16 protein-coding genes and 1 tRNA gene are annotated in these 16,725 nt (G+C 35.3%); 1 reads left to right on the top strand and 16 read right to left on the bottom strand.

Features of this window, described 5'->3' with window-relative positions:
- Positions 1-4: 4 nt before the first annotated feature.
- From cysS to AAGD74_RS05805, 5 genes are all read right to left on the bottom strand, one after another.
- Positions 5-1,378, bottom strand: a complete 1,374-nt coding sequence (gene cysS / locus AAGD74_RS05825) for a cysteine--tRNA ligase (RefSeq protein ID WP_236515131.1) — start codon at positions 1,376-1,378, stop codon at positions 5-7.
- On the bottom strand, positions 1,371-2,027 hold the full coding sequence (locus AAGD74_RS05820; protein WP_015588796.1) for an exopolysaccharide biosynthesis protein: 657 nt from the start codon (positions 2,025-2,027) through the stop codon (positions 1,371-1,373). Before AAGD74_RS05820 ends, cysS begins: the two co-directional genes overlap by 8 nt.
- Positions 2,028-2,117: 90 nt before the next feature.
- The gene (locus AAGD74_RS05815; RefSeq protein ID WP_010962397.1) at positions 2,118-2,774 is read right to left on the bottom strand and encodes an exopolysaccharide biosynthesis protein; all 657 of its coding nucleotides are present in this window, start codon (positions 2,772-2,774) and stop codon (positions 2,118-2,120) included.
- A 166-nt stretch (positions 2,775-2,940) separates the two neighbouring features.
- Positions 2,941-3,108 carry a twin-arginine translocase TatA/TatE family subunit gene (gene tatA, locus AAGD74_RS05810; RefSeq protein ID WP_338482705.1) on the bottom strand — a complete coding sequence of 56 codons (168 nt, stop codon included), beginning with the start codon at positions 3,106-3,108 and terminating at the stop codon, positions 2,941-2,943.
- A 128-nt stretch (positions 3,109-3,236) separates the two neighbouring features.
- Complete coding sequence (locus AAGD74_RS05805) at positions 3,237-4,010, bottom strand: ABC transporter ATP-binding protein (protein ID WP_341810606.1); 774 nt, start codon at positions 4,008-4,010, stop codon at positions 3,237-3,239.
- Positions 4,011-4,157: 147 nt separating this feature from the next.
- Here AAGD74_RS05805 and AAGD74_RS05800 point away from each other — a divergent pair.
- Positions 4,158-4,234: transfer RNA gene (locus AAGD74_RS05800), tRNA-Arg, on the top strand.
- A gap of 101 nt (positions 4,235-4,335) precedes the next feature.
- Here AAGD74_RS05800 and uvrC read toward each other — a convergent pair.
- From uvrC to def, 11 genes are all read right to left on the bottom strand, one after another.
- The gene (gene uvrC / locus AAGD74_RS05795) at positions 4,336-6,153 is read right to left on the bottom strand and encodes an excinuclease ABC subunit UvrC (protein ID WP_338482707.1); all 1,818 of its coding nucleotides are present in this window, start codon (positions 6,151-6,153) and stop codon (positions 4,336-4,338) included.
- Positions 6,137-8,254 carry a glycine--tRNA ligase subunit beta gene (gene glyS / locus AAGD74_RS05790; protein ID WP_338482708.1) on the bottom strand — a complete coding sequence of 706 codons (2,118 nt, stop codon included), beginning with the start codon at positions 8,252-8,254 and terminating at the stop codon, positions 6,137-6,139. The genes uvrC and glyS overlap by 17 nt, the downstream gene beginning before the upstream one ends.
- 3 nt (positions 8,255-8,257) lie before the next feature.
- A complete protein-coding gene (locus tag AAGD74_RS05785) occupies positions 8,258-9,097 on the bottom strand; it encodes a glycine--tRNA ligase subunit alpha (RefSeq protein WP_077188493.1) in 840 nt (279 codons plus the stop codon).
- Positions 9,098-9,141: 44 nt separating this feature from the next.
- The gene (locus AAGD74_RS05780; RefSeq protein WP_006279670.1) at positions 9,142-9,900 is read right to left on the bottom strand and encodes a hypothetical protein; all 759 of its coding nucleotides are present in this window, start codon (positions 9,898-9,900) and stop codon (positions 9,142-9,144) included.
- Positions 9,901-10,046: 146 nt separating this feature from the next.
- Positions 10,047-11,042 carry a porphobilinogen synthase gene (hemB, locus tag AAGD74_RS05775; RefSeq protein WP_264705545.1) on the bottom strand — a complete coding sequence of 332 codons (996 nt, stop codon included), beginning with the start codon at positions 11,040-11,042 and terminating at the stop codon, positions 10,047-10,049.
- Positions 11,035-12,060: an NADH-quinone oxidoreductase subunit NuoH gene (gene nuoH, locus AAGD74_RS05770; RefSeq protein WP_236515135.1), complete on the bottom strand. Its 1,026-nt coding sequence runs from the start codon at positions 12,058-12,060 to the stop codon at positions 11,035-11,037. Before nuoH ends, hemB begins: the two co-directional genes overlap by 8 nt.
- Complete coding sequence (nuoG, locus tag AAGD74_RS05765; protein WP_338482710.1) at positions 12,044-14,113, bottom strand: NADH-quinone oxidoreductase subunit NuoG; 2,070 nt, start codon at positions 14,111-14,113, stop codon at positions 12,044-12,046. The genes nuoH and nuoG overlap by 17 nt, the downstream gene beginning before the upstream one ends.
- Complete coding sequence (locus tag AAGD74_RS05760; protein ID WP_338482711.1) at positions 14,098-14,310, bottom strand: hypothetical protein; 213 nt, start codon at positions 14,308-14,310, stop codon at positions 14,098-14,100. Before AAGD74_RS05760 ends, nuoG begins: the two co-directional genes overlap by 16 nt.
- Before the next feature lie 66 nt (positions 14,311-14,376).
- Positions 14,377-14,583 (bottom strand): hypothetical protein, encoded by a 207-nt coding sequence (locus AAGD74_RS05755; protein WP_338976968.1) that lies wholly within the window; start codon positions 14,581-14,583, stop codon positions 14,377-14,379.
- Positions 14,584-15,252: 669 nt separating this feature from the next.
- Positions 15,253-16,074 (bottom strand): uracil-DNA glycosylase, encoded by an 822-nt coding sequence (locus tag AAGD74_RS05750; protein ID WP_338482713.1) that lies wholly within the window; start codon positions 16,072-16,074, stop codon positions 15,253-15,255.
- Entirely contained in the window at positions 16,064-16,603 is a 540-nt protein-coding gene (gene def / locus AAGD74_RS05745; RefSeq protein ID WP_006279678.1) for a peptide deformylase, read from the bottom strand. The genes AAGD74_RS05750 and def overlap by 11 nt, the downstream gene beginning before the upstream one ends.
- Between the last annotated feature and the right edge of the window lie 122 nt (positions 16,604-16,725).

Genomic DNA, 16,725 nt, shown 5'->3' with positions numbered 1-16,725 from the left:
GAATTTACCAGGTTGTTGTACCATCTTCATTGTCAGAAATTGTAATCCCCATTTGTTTCAACTGATTTCTTATTTTGTCTGCAGTATCGTAATTTTTATTTTTTTTTGCAATTTTTCTTAAGTCTATCAACCTTTCTATTTCTTGATGATTTACATCCACAGCAAACCACTTTTCATAACTTGACTCAAGAAGACCAATAAATCTGGCACTCTTAACAAAACTCTCAGTTAATTTAAGCTTTTCACTTTCATTACTCATTTTGTTGATTTTTGCAGCCATTTCATGTAATATAGCTAGAGCTTCAGGGATGTTTAAGTCGTTTTTTAAAGCGTCTATAAAATCTTTAGAAATCTCTGCGTTACTTTCATCAATATTCGTTATATCTAAACCACGTAATAACCGATAAAATTTGTTTAAGGTTTCCTGTGCATCAGAAATAACGTTTTCTGTCCAATCAAGTGGTTTTCTGTAGTGAGTTTTGAGCAGTGCATAGCGTATTACTTCACCCTTTATTCCACTATCTAGCAAATCCCTTACTTTGACTATATTAAATAAGGACTTGCTCATTTTTTCTTCATTTACTGTAAGAAAGCCGTTATGTATCCAGTATTTTGCAAACATTGATCCAGCAAATGCGGACTTACTCTGTGCAATTTCATTTTCATGGTGAGGAAATTGTAAATCTATGCCGCCACCATGAATATCAAAATCTTTGCCAAGGTAAGCATATGACATTGCTGAGCATTCTATATGCCATCCAGGCCTGCCCTCTCCCCATGGGCTATTCCAATAACTTGAAAGTTTGTAGTCAATATCATTTGCAGGCTTCCACAGCACAAAATCTCCAGGGTGCTTTTTATTTTCATTAACTTCAACTCTGCTACCTGGAACCAATTCATCAGTTTTTTTTCCTGATAAAGCACCATATTCATGGTAAGATTCTATATTAAAATACACGTGTTTGTCAGATTCGTAAGCGTGGCCTGATTGCAGTAAATGTTCAATTAATTTTATAATATAATCTACGTTTTCCGTTGCTTTTGGCTCGTGTGTTGGCTCTTTACAATTTATGCTTTCCATATCATCATGAAAAGCTTTAATGTAATATGTGGTTATACTTTCTATGTTGCTATTTTTCTCGCTTGCTGCATTAATTATCTTATCATCAATGTCGGTTATGTTACGCACATAGGTAACTTTGCCATAACAAAACTTGAGTAGCTGAAATAACACATCATACACAACAACAGATCGTGCATTGCCTATATGTGCTGTGTCATATACTGTTGGTCCGCAAACATACATTTTCACATGATCTTTATCGGTTGGTGTAAAAAGTTCCTTTTTTTTTGTTAAGGTGTTGTAAAGCCTAACCATATACAAAGCTTTTGAGAAAAGAAAATGCCCCAATTATAAGTTGTGGCCCTTTGACTACTACAACAAGAGTAAGCAATAACCCACACAATGATATTAGAACTCCCAATATGGATAGAAACCCATCTTTACTCATGATACCAAGCGAAATAAGAGTCGTACCAATTGCAGGAATGAAGTTAGTAAGAGGTAGTGGAAGAGCTATTGATAACGCACAAAGCAGCATTATAAAAGCTAAAATTTTTTCACCGGGCCCATAGAAAATAAAAGACATTCTTGGTCTCATGAACTTTTCTATTTTTTTTAATGCTGGAGAAGTTTTCTCTACCACAAAAGCTAGTGTTGAACGCTGAAAAGACCTTCTTTCCAACCAATGCGGCATCCAAGGAGAATCAAATCCAAATAGAAGCTGCAGTGAGAATAAGATTAAAGGTATAGAAAGAATAGTTGTATAACCAGGTGGAACCGGTATAGGCACCGATAGCGGCAAGGAGAAGATGATTATTAAAATACCAAAACCACGCTCATGCAAAGCTGTTTTAATGTCAAACAAAGTTACTTTATCGCTATCATTGTTATTGGTATCTGCAACTTCTTTTAGAATATCAGAAGCTAATTTATCACTTTTAGTCAACTTATCATTTTTTGACACGAAAAACCTTTGATAAAAATAATTCTTAACACAATTATTGTTTTATTTCAATATGCATTATTCATTTTGCGCTAGTAATTCGTTCTTTTGTTAAAGTGTTGTAAAGCTTTTAAGAAGAGAAAGTGCTCCGGTTATAAGTTGTGGTCCTTTGACTATTACAACAAGAGTAAGCAACAACGCGCACAATGATACTAAAACTCCCAATATGGATAGAAACCCGTCTTTACTCATAATGCTAAGTGAAATAAGAGTTGTGCCAATTGCAGGAAGGAAGTGAGTAAAAGGTAATGGAAGAGCTATTATTATTGCACAAAGCAACATCATAAAAGCCAGAATCTTCTCACCAGGCCCATAGAAAATGAAAGACAGTCTTGGCTTCATGAATTTTTCTATTTTTTCTAATACAGGGGAAGTTTTCTCTACCACAAGAGCTAGTGTTGAACGCTGAAAAGATCTTCTTTCTAGCCAACTGGGCATCCAAGGAGAATCAAATCCAAATAGAAGCTGCAGTGAGAATAAGATTAAAGGTATAGAAAGAATAGTTGTATAACCAGGTGGAACCGGTATAGGCACCGATAGCGGCAAGGAGAAGATGATTATTAAAATACCAAAACCGCGCTCATGCAAAGCTGTTTTAATGTCAAACAAAGTTACTTTATTGCTATCATTGTTATTGGTATCTGCAACCTCTTTTAGAATATCAGAAGCTAGTTTTTTATCTTTAGTTAGTTTCTCACTTTTTTGCACAATTATCCTTTAATAAAATATTCCTCTTAAGCTAACATAGTTGTTGCTGTATTTCAATATTTGTTATTTATTTCATACCAACACTTCATCTCTTTCATTCTTTAACCTGACTAAGTTTTTAAACAGATGACATGCACTAAGGTGCATGTCACGAAGTATGAGGACGCTAACGATCTGGTTCATTAGACGATAATTTTTCTGAGTCCTTAAGCCCCTGTTTAAGGTTTTTGATGCCTTTTCCTAAATCACCCATAACTTGCGGTAATCTGCCTGCACCAAACAGAACTAAAATTATTATTAAGACTAGAAACAATTGCCATGGTCCTAAACTCATTTTCACCTCCATTTAAAATATTGACCTTTAAATATTAAAACTTGACTGAAGTCAAGTAACACATAGATTATATCACCTTTATTTAATTATAAATCAAGGTTTTTTAATTATTTTATAACAATCCCAAACTAGATTATTTTCTTGCAGCGAATAAGTGGAAACTTTTCGCTTAACTGTGGAGTAGAAGAGAGCTCACTAAAAAACTTTGCTAGCGTATCATCTTTAGGCTTATGGTATATATCGCTAGAAACTCCTGATTGAATAATTTTACCATTTTTCATTACGTAGATAAAATCTGCAACTTTCAATGCTTCTTGCGGGTCATGAGTTACCATTAGCACAGGGATATTTTTACTTCTAAAAAGGGACAATATATGTTGTCTTATTCGGCACTTGAGCAGTATATCTAAATTAGAAAATGGTTCATCTAACAACACAACATCAGGGTTTTGTGCCATCACTCTTGCTATTGCAACTAATTGTTGCTGTCCTCCAGATAAGGCGTTAGGGTACATATTTTCATATTTTTCTATATTGAGTAACTTCAAGATTTCCAATGCAATTAGGTGCTTTTCTCTCTTGGAAGAGCTGCGGATAGCAAAGGTTATATTTTCTACTACTGTTTTATGAGGAAATAATGCAGAATGCTGAAAAATCAATCCGATATTTCTATGCTCTATAGCGACTGATGCCTTATTACTTGCAACTAACCTATCATTCATAAAAATAGTTCCAGATTTTGGATTTTCTATCCCCGCAATTAATTTCAAAATTGTTGACTTGCCACAGCCAGAATGCCCCAATAAACATGCAACATTTCCTTTCTTTACTTTAATGTTTATATTGCTTAAAGCAAAGTCGTTTTGATTGTTATAGAAATAACCAATATTGTTAACTAGCATTAATCTTACTTAAACCATGTTATTAAATATAATAGCATTATACTCAAGAAGTACAGAAATGTTTTTTGTCGTCATAAATTGGTTATGCAAGAAATCTAGAAAAGAAAGGATTTTTTGCTATAACTTTACATGAATGGTAGGAAACACGGGACTATAGCTCAGCAGGATAGAGCGTTGGACTCCTAATCCGAAGGTCGTGCGTTCGAATCGCACTAGTCCCACCACATTGCTTCACAAATTTTATGGAGATTTTTTTTCACAAATACGCACACCTTTTTTTGCGGTTTTAAGATATAAATTCCCTAATAATAAAACGGGTTTTGTGTCATTCCAGTACTCCTCTCTTATAATTCACGTATTTAAGAATGACTTCTGCTAAACCTTTACTAATTCCAGGTACGTTTTGAATTTCAGCCAGAGAAGCTTTGCTTATATTTTTCACTGAACCAAAATAAGACATCAACGCTTTTTTTCTTTTGTTGCCAATGCCGGGTATTTTGCTTAATTGTGAAACTATAAACTGTTTATCGCGTTTTTTTCTATGTGAAGTTATCGCAAAACGGTGGGCTTCATTACGCAGCGATTGTAAGTAAAGCATGACTTTGCTGTCATTTGCCAGACTGAATTCTTCCCTGCCCAGCATATAAAATCTTTCATTTCCTGCGTTACGATCAGGACCTTTTGCCATACAAGCAAAAGGAACGTTTATATTCAATACTTCCAGTACATTCTGTACTATGGAAACATGTCCTGGTCCACCATCAATCAGTAAAAAATCAGGTATTATGCCTTTTATATTGCCGGAGAAACGTCTGGTTAGCACTTCCCTCATCATTTTATAGTCATCGCCTGAAAATTTTTCCTTTATAGTAAATTTTCTGTACTCACTTTTTAAAAAACCCTCCTGCCCTGCAACAACCATTACACCAATTTGTTGGTTTCCAAATATATGGCTATTGTCATAAACCTCAATACGCTTTGGAATATTTGGTAACAAGAAGATTTTGCTAAGCTCCTCAAGCTTTTCTAGGTTATTCCTATAATCGATAAGCTTCTGCTCTAAGCTATGCTGAGAGTTATCATAAACAAATTTCAATAAATCACGCTCTTTTTTATTCTTTGCATGCAGAACTTTTACTGGCTTTTGAGCAACCTTATATAGTGCTTGTTCTATAATTTCCTTATCCACAATAGAATCTGGAACGTAAATTTGTATTGGAGGTATGTTAGCTGAATTATAAAAATTGACCAAAAAGGTGGATAAAATTTCATCATTTGAGTGATCACCACAGTTCTCGGGAAAGTAAGGAGTGCTGCCGTAGTTGTCTTTATTTCTGAACGATAACACACTAATACATGCTAGATCCTCTTCACGTACAATACTGAAGAAATCTGCATCTTTTTCAAAAGAAAAATCCGTGTGCTGTATTTGAATTTGCTCAAGAAACTTTACCCGATCTCTATATATAGCAGCAAGCTCATAGTTTTCTTCACTGCTGCACTTTCTCATTGTGAAAAGTAACTGTTCTTTCACTTCCTTATTTCTTCCAAGCAATGTATTTCGTGCCTGTTTTACTGATTGGCAGTAGTCGTCTTTTGTGATTTTGTTTATGCATGGTGCTGAGCAGCGCTTAATTTGATATTCAATACATGGTCTTTTTGTTGAGGAAAAGTATTGATCTGAACATACTCTTAGGAGAAAAGCTTTTTGCAACGACAATATAGTTTGCTTAACAGCAGCGGCAGATGTAAAGGGACCATAATAATGAAACTCATTTTTCTTAAATTTGCCTCTATATTTTGCTATTCTTGGATAATCGTGCTTGGAAATTGTTATATAAGGATAAAATTTTCCATCCTTGAGCACAATATTATAAAGTGGTTTCAATGATTTTATTAGCTGTGCTTCAAGAAGCAGTGCTTCGATTTCATTCTCAGTGATGAATATTTCAACCTTAATAACCTGTAAGAGCATAACTCTAATTCGTTCAGAAAGGTTTTCGAATTGAAGGTAGTCGGATAATCTCGACTTTAAGTTTTTTGCTTTTCCAACATATAAAACTTTATTCTTATCTCCGACCATCTTATACACGCCACAGGACTGTGGAGATGATTTGATTTGTTCTTTATATTGCCTGAGCATTTATCCATTGCTTAACCTGTATGAGGTTAAAATCTGCTACTAAATGAAAGATGGAAACTACATTTTCAAGCAAAGATAATCTGTTTCTTCTCAGCTTATCAGAATCACAGTTAATCTTTATACTGTCCATAAACTGATTGATAAACGGAGCAAAACCAGCAAGTTCATCAAGTGCTACATTAAAGTGGTTATTTTTTATCGCTTGTTTTATGTTTTTACAAGCAGTTATAGCACAATTTGATAGCGCAATTTCTTCACTTTCAATCAAAAACCTCTTACCGTAAGATGCACTATAAGTAGTGCCATCACTTTTCCTTGCTTTGCTCATCATGTTACTGACTCTTTTGTAAGTGCTTAGAATTTGTTCACCTTCTGGAGTACTAAGATAACGATCCAATATAACAGTTTGCTTTTCTGCTGTCAGCAGATCATTAATATCGATTTTATATAGTATTGAATCTACAACATCTTGCCTTATATCTCTATTTTTTAAAATAACCTTGAATCTTTCTAAGCAAAATCTAAATACTAGTTCTGAAATTTGTTTTCTATTCGGCTTATCAACTGACGCTGTATTTTTATTAAATAGAAGCCTTGAATATAAAGATACTGACTTGTCTATCATTAGCCTAATTAGAACATGCAAATTATTTTCAAGTATTGTCCTAATTATACCAATTGTCATTCTCCGCAAACCAAATTGATCATACGAACCAGAGATTTTCTCACCTGCTGCAATTAAACCAACTAAGCTATCCACTTTGTCTGCAATTGACACAGCAATTGCAGAAGGAGATTTAGGACACTCCTGCTCTGGCCCGATTGGCTTATAATGCTCAGTTATAGCTTCCACTATTTCTCTATCTTCTTGAAAATAAGAAGCATAATATCCACCCATTACTCCTTGTAATTCTGGAAACTCTCTTACTATCGATGTTGCCAAATCAGCTTTTGCCAAATATGCAGCACGTTCAACTTTTATCAGCGAAGCATGTGGAATAAATATAGCTATATACTTTGACAAAGCCGTAATACGCTTCACCTTTTCCCCCACGCTGCCAAGTGAAGCATGAAATAATATTGAACCTAATCTTTTGACATAATAATCTAGATTTTCCTTTTTATCTTGAGATATTAAAAATTGGGCATCAGCAAGACGTGCTTCTAATATTCTTTCGTGTCCTTTAACAACTTCACCATTGTTGACGTTGACAACAGTGACAAAGTGTGAAATTCTCTTTCCATTACTTAAAGCAAGGTATTTTTGTTGTGTATTAACTATACTAAGTATTACTTCCTTCGGTAATCCAAATGACTTTTCTTGATTCACTTCACCAAACAGTACGATTGGCCACTCTATAAGCCCTGTCAATTCATTTAGTAAATAATCATTTTTCTCAAGTTGTAAATTCTGCTCTTTTGTGAATTTATTAATCTGATCTAGTATAAATTGCTTTCTTTTGTCCATTTGGAGAATTACACTGTTTTTTTCTAGCAATTCAAAATAGTCTTTAGGTGTTTTAACAGTAAGCGCCGTACCACTTGAGAGAAATCGATGGCCATATGTTGTGTTAGATGCTGTAATCCCTGCAAAAGATACAGGTATTATTTCATCATTTAAAATGCATAAAATGTTTTTAATTGGCCTAACCCACCTTTCTTTTCCTTTGCCCCATCTCATACTTTTTGGCCAAGAGAAATTTTTTAATATTTCTCCTAGTTGATTTTTAAGAAACTCTTGAATGTTAAATGAGCAGCTTTCTCTTTTAATGAAGTAAAAATCTTCATTATTTACTTTTCGAACGAGCAAATCTTCTTCATTTTTCTGATATTTTCTTAAAAAACCTTCGATAGCACTTTTTGGTGCGTTAATGTTTGGTCCCTTAACTTCGTTATTGGAATCCTTTAGCTCCAAAGCATTTATGTTGTCGACAAATAGGGTAATGCGACGTGCCGTTATAAAAACCTCCATTGATGTAAATTTTACATTATTTTTGTTAAAAACATTGGCAATACAGCTCTTAACTTGAACTGTAGCTGAATTCTGCATTCTCGGTGGTATTTCTTCTGAAAGGCACTCAAATAACAACTGCAACGACATACGCTATTTACTCATGTACAATTCACAACATTTTTTTGTTAGCTCTCTAACTTTACCAATATAAGCTGTACGTTCATTCACACCAAGCACACCTCTTGCATCAAGCAGATTAAGTAGGTGACTAGTTTTAATACATTGGTCATAAGCTGCCATTGGTAGCTCCTTTTCAATAAGGAACTTACACAATTTTTCCGTATCTTCGAATTGCTGCTGTACCACTTTAGTATCATAATAATCTAACGCTAGATAAGAAAATTCATATTCTCTTTGTTTAAAAATATCTCCGTAAGTTACACCGTTATCGTTCCAAATTATATCGTAAACATTATCTACACCTTGTATGCACATTGCTAAACGTTCCAACCCATATGCCACCTCACCAGGAATCATCTTGCAGTCAATCCCTCCAACTTGCTGTATATAAGTAAGCTGTGTTACTTCCATTCCATTGCATGTAACTTCCCATCCAAGTCCTGATGCACCAACACTTGGGTTTTCCCAATCATCTTCAACAAACTTAATATCATATTTTTCTGTAGATATGCCAAGAGCTTTTAAGCTATCTAAATAGACGTCTTGTAAATTATTACCAGATGGCTTTATTATAACTTGATATTGGTGATGTTGATACAAGCGATTAGGATTATCACTATAGCGCCCATCTGATGGCCTAATTACTGGTTGTAGATATGCAATTTTTGTCGGTTTTGTATCAATTGCAGACATAATTGTTGCAGGATGTAATGTACCAGCACCAACTTCAGATGTGTATGGGTGAAGTATAACGCACCCTTCACCAGCCCAAAAATCTTGTAACTCTTTTATTATACTTTGTAAGTTCACACAAATTGTACACTTTTTATACTAAATATATAAATAAATAAGTACTATTCAATATTTATTTTTTTTGCAGCACTATGTAAATAATCACCTAAAACTGCTGAACTTTCCCTCACATACTGAATTATGCTTTTATTTAGGACAATTGCATCACGCATAGTTAAATCGCAGAATATAAATGCTGTTAAATACAGTAAAATCACCGCATAAAATGTGTGAAAAATCCCCTCAAATGTAATTGACATTGCATTATTATAGCTGAGCTGTATTGAACTTATTGGCCATGGTTTTATCACTTCTACGACATTAAAAAATACGTAAGGTATCATAAGAAAAAAGAAAAAGTGCATAAAATCATTAAACCAAAATGGGCATTGAAACATCTGCTTACATATATTCCCATAGAGTTTACTTACAGCATAATAAATTGACATTATTGCTGGCATTGAAAGTGCTACAGTCAGTACTTGCCCTGACGCTATTTGTATTACTATTTCTTCACCACTGTTTGCTGAAGGGTCTTGAGCATGAAAAATAAATATTCCAATTAATTGCATTACTAACATAACTATTGCCAATTTTGTAAAAACAGCAGCTACAACTATTCCTGAGTCTGGCATTTTATATAGTAAGTATTCGCCTCCATATGTAAGAATTAATATAACATCGACAATAAATAATATTAAAAAAGAAGACCAATAGTTCTGCCAACTTGGTAAATATCCTATTCCTAAAAGAGAGCTTACTGTTTTGGCAGGAAAAACCTTACCTAGCATCTTTCCCAAAAATTTAAAAAAAATCCCCATGTTCTAAGTAACACTTGGTTTATATTATTTATAATACTGTATTGTAACGGACTTATCAACAACTTAAAACATGTATTGGAAAACTTTAAGTAATATGCAGCAACAGTAGAAGAACGTGCGCCAAAAATTTAATAATTTTATAGGGCTTATGCACTTAAATTTTTTGCAATATCAAGTGCAGCGTAAGTGAATATTGCACTTGCACCCGCACGTTTGAAACCAATCAAAGATTCATAAATCACCTTGTCATAATCTAGCCAGCCATTATTTGCAGCAGCTTTTATCATTGCGTACTCACCGCTTACTTGGTAAGCAAAAATCGGAAAATTAAACTTATCACTTGCTGTTTTGATAATATCCAAATATAGCATACCCGGTTTAACCATAATAAAATCTGCACCTTCATTTATATCCATTTCAATTTCGCACATTGCTTCGCGCGCATTTTTATAATCCATTTGATAACCACTTTTGTCTATAGAATGTGATAGCCCACATGAACCAACGACTTGCCTGAATGGAGCATAGAAGCTAGAGCAGTATTTCACTGCATAAGATAATATTAATACGTCTTGAAAGTTGTTATCATCTAATGATTTTCTGATTCTTCCTATTCTACCATCCATCATATCAGAAGGAGCAACTATATCACATCCTGCTTTCGCTAAAGCAAACGCTTGCTTACACAGCACTGATATAGTTTCATCGTTTTCTACATCCATCTGATTATCTTTTAAAATGCCGTCATGGCCGTGAATAGTGTATGGATCCAATGCAACGTCTGCAATAATACCAATTTCAGGTACCTTTAATTTTACAGCACAAATTGCTCTGCAGATTAAGTTGTCAGAATTATATGCTTCCTCAGCGTTTTCAGATTTTAGTTTACTATCAACTACAGGAAAAATTGCAACAGCATTAATCCCTAAATCTTTAGCTTCCTTAACTATAGACACTAATCCATCTATTGAATAACACTTTACGCCTGGTAAGCCAGAAATTGGTTCAGTTGTTTCTTCTCTGTCATGAACAAACAGAGGAAGAACCAGATCATTTACTGATAAACTATTTTCACTTGTTAAATTGCGAACCCATTTGCTCGAGCGCCTGCGTCTTAATCTTGTATTTGGGAAATTAAACATTGGATCCAGGCAAATTCCCAGTAAAGAGCAACACCCCTGAAATGAGTATCACCCAAAACACTGATATTGGTAAAAATACTTTCCAACCAAGGCGCATTAGCTGATCATATCGATAACGAGGTATTGTTGCTCTAATCCAAATAAATACGAATAAAAGTATAACTATCTTCAAAACGAACCAAATCAAACCTGGAATTTTATAAAGCAAACCAAGCTCTAACGGAGGATACCATCCCCCCAGAAAGAATATTGTCATCATAGCACTTGCTAAAATCATATTTGCATATTCTCCAAGAAAAAAGAGGGCAAAAGGCATGGATGAATATTCAACGTTATATCCAGAGACAAGCTCTGCTTCAGCTTCTGGTAAATCAAATGGGTGACGATTAGTTTCTGCAAGCAAAGAAATAAAAAATATTATTCCTATAGGCATTAGTAGTAAATCAACCCAAAATGGCATATTATGTTTTGCCACTACCATTTCTCCAAGATTCAATGTTCCAGTGGTAATAACGACTGTAGCAACTATTAAGCCTATTGAAACTTCATATGAAATCATCTGAGCAGCCGACCGTATAGCGCCAAGAAATGCATAATTAGAATTGCTTGACCAGCCTGCAATAATTACGCCGTATACTCCCAGCGACGATATAGCTAGCACATAAAGCACTCCAACATTAATATTTGCTATAACCTTAGGAATCACTACTTGCTGGCCATTTTTTACAATTACTTCAGCACCAAACGGTATAACTGCCCAGGCAATTAATGCCAAGATAAAGGTAAGCATTGGAGCCATAATGAACAGTATGGTGCTCGCTCTAAATGGTATTATCGGCTCCTTAATCAGGAGCTTAATAGCATCTGCAAATGGCTGCAATAGCCCAAAAGGTCCAACTACACTTGGGCCGTGCCTCAGTTGAATTGCAGCAAGGACCTTACGCTCAAAGTATGTCAAATATGCAACTGAAAGTAGTAGCGGTACTAAAATAAATAAAATATTAACTAGCGTGTTCATAAAAAGCTTTAGTACAATCTGCCATTATTTTTGAAGCGCGACTTATTGAATCCGTCATATAAAAATTACACTCCTTTAAAGTAAAAGGTGTATTACTTAAGCTTATTTCACCGCTGCTGATTGGTACCCATGTGTTTTTTACCACTTGATCAGCATTTCTAAACTGTGGACCGATAGTATCTAATTTTTTTCTCACGTCAAATAAACTATCATATGGTAAGCAAAGATCCAAATATTGCGAGAGATTTTTAATAATTAACCAATCCTCCTTTGCTTCACCTGGAGGAAATACAGCTAAATTTGTTCTTTGCACTCGACCTTCAGTGTTTACATAAGTTGCATATTTTTCTGTATATGCAGCACCAGGCAAGATAACATCTGCCACATGTGCACCCTTATCACCGTGATGACCTTGATAAATTACAAATGTATTTTCTAATTTTGATGTATCAATTTCATCTGCACCAAGAAGATAAACCACTTCTATTTCACCACTTTCTGCATGTTCCAATATTTGATTAATATCCCTTTCGCCTTTTTTAGGAACAAACCCAGTATCTAGCCCACCAACTCTTGCTGCAGCTTTATGCAGCATATTAAAGCCATTCCAGTCATCTCTGACCATGTTAAATTTTTCTGCAATTTTGCCAGCTAGAACTAGAACTGATTCAGAATCGTCTCTTACTAATGCATCTTGACCGATAATCAGCATAGGGCTCTGAGCAGCACTCAGCAGCTCACAGAACTTATGATTTCCATTTGCTATTTCACTCAAAATATCAGGATTATCGCCCAATTTCTCAACATGATACAAATATTCAATGTTAGGACCAACACTTGCAACAGGAAAGTTGCCCTGTAAATATCTCTTTCTCAATCTTACGTTAATAATCGGTGCTTCTATCCTTGGATTTGTATTTATAAGCAGACATAAATCTGCATTTTCTATACCTTCAATAGTGGTATTGAACACATACGATCCACGATTACTTGGTATAAGCTTTGCACCATCTTGCCTACAGTCTATATTCCCCGAGCCGAGCTTCTGCATCACTTCTTTGAGTAGAAGCATAGACTCACAATCTGCTAAATCACCTGCAATTGCAGCTATTTTATTTGATTTTGTATTCTTTAATTGCTTTGCAGCAACAGTTAATGCTTCATTCCAATCAACTGGGGCTAATTTACCATCTTTTTTTATATAAGGTCGATCAAGACGCTGAACTTTTAGTCCATCATAGGCAAAGCGGGTTTTATCTGATATCCATTCTTCATTTACCTCTTCGCTCAGCCTTGGTAATATCCTCATAACCTCCGGGCCACGATAATCAACTCTAATTGCGCTGCCCACAGCATCTAGCACATCTATAGTCTCACAATGTGATAGCTCCCATGGACGCGCTGTAAAGGAGTAAGGCTTTGAAGTTAAAGCCCCTACCGGGCAGAGATCTATGATATTTCCAGATAATTCAGAACTAATATGCCTTTTTATGTAAGTGCTAATCTCTACATTTTCTCCCCTTCCGATTCCTCCAAGTTCATTTGTACCTGCAACATCAGACAAAAATCTAACACACCGAGTGCAATGAATGCATCGATTCATCGCAGTCTCAATCAGTGGTCCGAAGTGTTTTTTTGGCACAGCCCTCTTATGCTCATCAAGTCTGCTGGTTCCTTTCCCATAAGCCATCGTGATATCTTGCAAATCGCATTCACCACCTTGATCGCAAATTGGGCAATCAAGCGGGTGGTTAATTAGCAAAAACTCAAGCACACCTTCACGTGCTTTTTTAACCTTAGGGGTATCAGTGTGAATAACCATCCCTTCTGCAACTGGCATTGCACAAGAGGCTACTGGTTTTGGAGGTCCACCCTCCACTTCAACCAAACACATTCTGCAATTACCAGCAATTGCTAAACGCTCATGATAACAAAAACGTGGAATTTCAACGCCCACGACTTCACAAGCTTGAATTATAGTGAGCCCATGCTCTACTTCACATTCCTTAGAATTAATAGTAACTTTAACCACAACTATTATACAGCTTCCCACTTTATAGGATTGCCGCTTACCTCATCTTCAACCAGATTGCCGTTGTCATATTGAGCAGACATATAATTCATGCGCGAATCACGATCTATATATCTAACAGGTTTTACCGGTTTATCTTTATACATTTTTTCCTCAGCTTTCTTACGCTGAGTAGGGTTATTTTTACTAGCTGTCTTTGCTTTCCCACCTGCTGCCATATAAACTCCTAAAAACTTTTCATTCTATTTTAACACTTAAGTATATAGCGTCAATATTTAATAACTTTAAAATTTCAATAGATCTATTATTATAATCATTTTACAATCATTGTTTAAATAAAAAGTTACCCCTTGATGCCATTCCAGCGCATGACGCACACCTGTACGAACATTGCAATTTGCAGGCAATTTGCGTGGCAGATTCAAGTAGCTGACACTGGTTTCCATCCAAAACAGCAGTAGCTCTTTTGGTGTCATTTCAGTGCTTGACACTGAAATCCAGGATTTTGATTGGATACTGAGTTGGTAAGCATAAAAGTATAGCTAACGCGAGCTCTACGTCATACCGCGATTTATTCGCGGTATCTCAAAGCATAGATCCCGCTAACAAGCAGCGGGATGACGATTGTCGTTTAGCTATAAACATTAAGAAATTTACCAAACGGAAAAAAAGGCAAAAGAAGCCCTGGGGTTATTATCCGCTTTAAAATATTGGCGTTTTTTATGTTTTAAACGCTTGACAAGCGAAATTCAGCTGCTTTTAATTGCAACTAACTTACGCTGCAAATGTTTAAGAAATTTACTAAGCAGAAAAAAAGACAAAGGACCCCCGAGTTAGCTAGTCTTTTACTATCTCTGTCGAGTATTGGCATTTTTTGATGTCTTGTAACGCTTTATAAGCGCGTTCAGCTTATTTAGATAAAAATCTAGATGTAGATGAAGTTTTGTAAAGACATACAGTATCTATATACTGCAAAAAATTGAACATAAGACGCCGATACATTAAGTAATCCTTACCTTTTAATCTGCAGATTGGCGAAAGCAAATACAATAGCTTCACTATCATGATAAGGGCGCTGGCGAAGGGTGTCAAGTAAGTTTTTTCGTTTCTAACGATTGTTAACATGCTGCAAAAAACTATGCAAGAGGTCTACCACTTTATTAGGTATTTGTGCAGTTATTGGTGTTATCAAGATACTCCCTAATCTTCTTCAAGTCCTCCCAGGCTAAACGTTTTTGTGCCGGTTGACGAAGTAGGTAAGCTGGATGAAATATAGCGGCTGTGGTGATTGAATTGGACAAATATTGGTTAGTGTACGTATGAAATCTGCCACGCAAATTCGATATAGTTTTTGTGCTGTCAAGAAGGCTATAACATGCGATTCCCCCGATCAAAATTAAAATTTGTGGTGAAACTAGTGCAACGTGTTTTTCGACAAATGGTCTGCACATATCAAGCTCTAGGTCGGTTGGCTTTCTATTGCCAGGTGGACGCCAAAATACAGTATTGCTTATGTATACCTTAGTGCGATCAAGATTGATTGCATTTAACATCTTATCGAGCAACATTCCACTTGCACCACAAAATGGTATGCCTTGAAGGTCTTCATTTGCTCCTGGAGCTTCACCAACGAGCATAACTTTTGCGTTTGGATTACCATCGGAAAAGACAGTATTAGTTGCAGTTTTTTTTATTTCACAACCTTCAAATGACTTCACTACACTTCTTAGTTCATCCACACTATTACATTTGCTTGCAAGTTTCCTTGCTTCGATTATCCAGTCACTTGGAAACATGTCTTTTCCATCTTTAGTGTCATCCCAGCGCATATCTGCATCTTTCTTCTTGGTCCCAGTTTGGATAACAGAGGGTTGTACACTCTCTTTGCTCTCCAGCTTTTTTTCCTCTTCACCCTCCATTAGTGTGCAATCAACGCCCACTTCATGGTAAAATTTTAATAATTCTAGGTCTTTATTGCTCATAATGCTTTTTAACCTTTTGTGCTTTTTTCATGGCCATATCATACTTTAATTTAGATAAATGTCTAATATATAATATGCCGTTTAAGTGATCTAATTCATGCTGAATACACCTTGCAAGCCAACCACTAGCTTTTAGCGTCTGTTCTTCGTTATTTAAGTCTCTGTATTTCACAGTTAAATACTTTGGACGCTTAATTTCATAGCTTTGCTCTGGAATTGAAAGGCACCCTTCCTTGAGAGTCACTTGTTCATCAGATAATTCCGTAATTTCTGGATTAATCATGCAAAATTTGCCAATTGATTCATATCCTGCTGGCTCATTTTCAATTGTTTCTAGCTGAACATCCACAACAAAAATTCTCTTTAACACTCCAACTTGCACTGCAGCAAGGCCAAGACCTTCTGCATCATACATAGTTTCGAACATGTCGTTTACTAATTCTTTAATTTTATCGTTTATATCTGTTACTTCACTGGCACGTGTGATTAGTCTTTCATCAGGGGCAATTACAATTGGTAATATGGACATAAAAATTATAATTCTATGTTTTGCTTTTCCTTTTGTCCAGAATTTAGTGTATATTAAAATGTTGCTATATCTATAATAGAAATATAAATTATTAAAGAAAGCTACAATTTAAATGAAATTGC

Origin of the sequence: Wolbachia endosymbiont (group A) of Campoletis raptor (assembly GCF_964026755.1) — a bacterium.
Taxonomy (GTDB): domain Bacteria; phylum Pseudomonadota; class Alphaproteobacteria; order Rickettsiales; family Anaplasmataceae; genus Wolbachia; species Wolbachia pipientis.
The sequence above is the reverse complement of the archived record's forward strand: the minus strand, read 5'-3'. Positions and strand labels throughout refer to the sequence as shown.

Bases quoted from the DNA above. Each gene is read 5' to 3' on its own strand.
- AAGD74_RS05780 (WP_006279670.1), bottom strand. From the start codon at position 9,900: ATGGGGATTTTTTTTAAATTTTTGGGAAAGATGCTAGGTAAGGTTTTT.
- hemB (WP_264705545.1), bottom strand. From the start codon at position 11,042: ATGTTTAATTTCCCAAATACAAGATTAAGACGCAGGCGCTCGAGCAAA.
- glyS (WP_338482708.1), bottom strand. From the start codon at position 8,254: ATGTCGTTGCAGTTGTTATTTGAGTGCCTTTCAGAAGAAATACCACCG.
- AAGD74_RS05760 (WP_338482711.1), bottom strand. From the start codon at position 14,310: ATGGCAGCAGGTGGGAAAGCAAAGACAGCTAGTAAAAATAACCCTACT.
- def (WP_006279678.1), bottom strand. From the start codon at position 16,603: ATGTCCATATTACCAATTGTAATTGCCCCTGATGAAAGACTAATCACA.
- nuoH (WP_236515135.1), bottom strand. From the start codon at position 12,060: ATGAACACGCTAGTTAATATTTTATTTATTTTAGTACCGCTACTACTT.
- tatA (WP_338482705.1), bottom strand. From the start codon at position 3,108: ATGAGTTTAGGACCATGGCAATTGTTTCTAGTCTTAATAATAATTTTA.
- AAGD74_RS05805 (WP_341810606.1), bottom strand. From the start codon at position 4,010: ATGCTAGTTAACAATATTGGTTATTTCTATAACAATCAAAACGACTTT.
- AAGD74_RS05750 (WP_338482713.1), bottom strand. From the start codon at position 16,074: ATGAGCAATAAAGACCTAGAATTATTAAAATTTTACCATGAAGTGGGC.
- uvrC (WP_338482707.1), bottom strand. From the start codon at position 6,153: ATGCTCAGGCAATATAAAGAACAAATCAAATCATCTCCACAGTCCTGT.
- cysS (WP_236515131.1), bottom strand. From the start codon at position 1,378: ATGGTTAGGCTTTACAACACCTTAACAAAAAAAAAGGAACTTTTTACA.